The sequence below is a fragment of the Streptomyces sp. NPDC057654 genome (assembly GCF_042800135.1).
GTDB lineage: Bacteria > Actinomycetota > Actinomycetes > Streptomycetales > Streptomycetaceae > Streptomyces.
In genome coordinates, this window is the sequence record NZ_JBHVHQ010000188.1 from 1 (window position 1) to 3195 (window position 3195).

The following is a 3195-nucleotide window of genomic DNA, read 5'->3' on the forward strand; positions in this document are numbered from 1 at the left end:
GGAACCGCCAGCCCGTCAGCCGAGTACGGGGACGGCCGTCGATCGCGGTGATCTGGTCCAGGACGTACACCGGGAGCGGGGACTCCGGAGTCGGCTGGCCCTGAAGGGTCTTGAGCGACGGGGTGCGGGCCGCGCGGACGGCGGTGGGGGAACCGAGGGCCGCGAGGACGCTGCGAAGGGCGGGGGCTGGGGCTGGGGGGACATGCAGCGGCATGGTGAATCGCCTCTCACTCAGGAGACACGGTGGTGCTGGGCAGGTGCGGACGGCGCTGTCAGCGTGCGGGGTCAGAGGAGGGGGGCCGGAACCGACTGCCGGGGCGCCAACTCTCTGCCTCGTTCGCGAAGTTTATACGACAGGTGTTCATATGGTGTTTCACCTAGCGGTCTCGGGCATTGCTGACAAGGCGCAAACAGGACCGGCCTTCCAGGCGATTTCGGATATTCTGCGACCGATCCGCACCCGTCACCTCGCGTTATTCATCCGGCACGGTAGGCCGGATAGCGTCGGTGCTTATAGCCGAGAATGTGCGACGTCCTGGGACAAGTCGCTATGCCGACTGAATGTGCCGCAACAGGATTCGCTGAGATCGTATCGGGTAAGCCGTTTCGGCAGCGCGTTATCGATCACATTCCTGGGCATCATCAGACGTGACACCAGCGGCTGACGTCGTGGTCGTCCCAGTCGAGGAAGGACGCTTCGATGGGGGAGAAGGTCGTGGCCGCCGGGTTCGACCTGTCCGACCGGCAGCGCCACCGCGGGAAACTCCGGCAGTGTCTGGAGGGGTTGTCGAGACTTCTGGAAGACAAGTGCTTCGACCGCCCGAAGAACCTCATGGGGCTGGAGATCGAGCTGAATCTCGCGGGCGCCGACGGAGCCCCGAGGATGATGAATGCCGAGGTGCTGGAGCGCATTGCGAGCCGCGATTTCCAGACCGAGCTCGGTCAGTTCAACCTTGAAGTGAACATCGTGCCGCACCGGCTGCGCGGCAGAGTTCTCGACCGCCTCGCGGAAGAACTGGGAACGGGCCTGGCCTACGCCGACCGAAGAGCCCAGGAAATAGGCGCCGGGATCGTGATGATCGGCATTCTGCCCACCCTCGCCGCCCAGGACCTGGTCCCCGGGAACCTCTCCGACGTCGACCGCTATATGCGGCTCAACGACGAGATGGTCGCCGCCCGCGGCGAGAACTTCACCATCGACATCGACGGCGTCGAACGGCTCACCTGCACCTCCCGCTCCATCGCCCCCGAATCGGCCTGTACGTCCGTACAACTGCACCTCCAGGTGACCCCCGGCCGGTTCGCCGCCGTCTGGAACGCCGCACAGGCGATCGCCGCCGCCCAGATCGTCGTGGGCGCCAACTCGCCCTTTCTCTTCGGGCGCGAGCTGTGGCGCGAGTCCCGCCCGCCCCTGTTCGTACAGTCCACGGACACCCGCCCGCCGGAGCTGAAGGCCCAGGGCGTACGCCCGCGCACCTGGTTCGGGGAGCGCTGGATCACCGACGCGTTCGACCTCTTCGAGGAGAACGTGCGCTACTTCCCGCCCCTGCTCCCGATCTGCGGCGACCAGGACCCGATGCGGGTGCTCGACGCGGGCGGCGTCCCCTCCCTCCAGGAACTCGTGCTGCACAACGGCACCGTCTACCGCTGGAACCGGCCGGTCTACGACGTCGCCGACGGCGTCCCCCACCTGCGCGTCGAGAACCGCGTCCTGCCCGCCGGCCCCACGGTCACCGACGTCATGGCCAACACCGCCTTCTATTACGGGCTGGTCCGGGCGCTCGCCGAGGAGACGCGCCCGGTGTGGGCACGGCTGCCGTTCGCCGTGGCGGCGGACAACTTCGAGGCGGCCTGCCGGCACGGCATCGACGCCGCGCTGCGCTGGCCGCGCCGGGGGCGTGGCGCCGGCGGCACGGGGCTCGTACAGGTCCCGGCCGTCCAACTGGTCCGCGAGGAACTGCTGCCGCTGGCCGCCGCCGGTCTCGACGCCTGGGGCGTCGAACCGGCCGACCGCGACCGCTACCTGGGCATCATCGAGGAGCGCTGCCGACGCCGGATCAACGGCGCGTCCTGGCAGGCCGCCACCTACCACGAGGCGCTGACGGCCGGTCTGGAACGGGACGCGGCGCTCGCGGCCACCACACGCCGGTACTGCGAGCTGGCGCGGACGGGGGAGCCGGTGCATACGTGGCCGGTGGGCACCGGGTACTGAGGTGCGTGGAAACTGATCCGCTGTCGGTGTCCGCGGCGCGCCCCCGTGTCGGCTCGCGCCATGCCGTCGGGCAAGCTATGACGTTCCAGAGGCCGGGGTCGGCGTGTGCCGCCGTGGCTTGTCGCTTCCCGCGCGTGGTCCGCGTGCCCGCCGCCGAGGCGCTGGTGAGATGGTGCGCTGGTGAAGCGGTATGGCGGAAGTGGAGCATGGTGTGCAGCAGCAGGAGGCGCGTGACGTGGAGATCTCCCTGCCCGAACAGGGGCTGCCGCGGCGGGTCCTGCGCAACGAGACGCTACTGGTGCTGGCCCTGTCCCTCGGCGCCAGCGGGGTATCGGCGCTGATCAGCTTCATCGGTTCGGTCACCCGGCCCGGTGAGCTGAAGAACCAGGCGGCCACGCTCGTCGGCTCGCACGCGCCGGGCCGCCCCTGGCTGGACCTCGCCTGGCAGCTCTTCGGCATCGCCACCGCGCTGGTGCCCGTATTCCTGGTGGCGCATCTGCTGCTGCGCGAGGGCGTGGGGCTGCGGGCGATCGGCTTCGACCGCAAGCGGTCCGGTTTCGACCTGCGGTGGGGAGTCGCGGTCGCCGCCGCCATCGGCGGCACCGGGCTGCTCTTCTACCTCGGGGTGCGGGCGGCCGGGTTCAATCTGACGGTCGTACCGGAGTCGCTGCCGGACGTGTGGTGGAAGATCCCGGTGCTGATCGCCTCCGCCGTGCAGAACGCCGTGCTGGAAGAGGTCATCGTCGTCGGCTATCTGCTGCGCAGGCTGGGGCAGACGGGCTGGACGCCGATGGCCGCGCTCGCGGCGAGCGCGGTGCTGCGCGGCTCGTACCACCTGTACCAGGGCGTCGGCGGGCTGCTCGGCAATATGGCGATGGGCGTCGTCTTCGTGTTGCTCTACCGGCGCTGGGGCCGGGTCGGACCACTGGTCGCCGCCCACTCGCTGATCGACATCGTGGCCTTCGTCGGGTACGCGCTGCTGG

Annotated in this window: 2 protein-coding genes and 1 pseudogene; 2 read left to right on the forward strand and 1 reads right to left on the reverse strand. The window is 69.4% G+C overall.

All coding sequences use genetic code 11. The features are described 5' to 3' along the window. Positions 1 to 214, reverse strand: a pseudogene (locus ACFU99_RS16750) (hypothetical protein); the annotation flags it as partial. A 486-nt stretch (positions 215 to 700) separates the two neighbouring features. Here ACFU99_RS16750 and ACFU99_RS16755 point away from each other — a divergent pair. Then, complete coding sequence (locus ACFU99_RS16755; protein WP_384392031.1) at positions 701 to 2212, forward strand: glutamate--cysteine ligase; 1512 nt, start codon at positions 701 to 703, stop codon at positions 2210 to 2212. Between the two features lie 190 nt (positions 2213 to 2402). After that, positions 2403 to 3195 (forward strand): CPBP family intramembrane glutamic endopeptidase (locus ACFU99_RS16760; protein WP_384392034.1); only part of this gene is annotated, 793 nt, incomplete at its 3' end.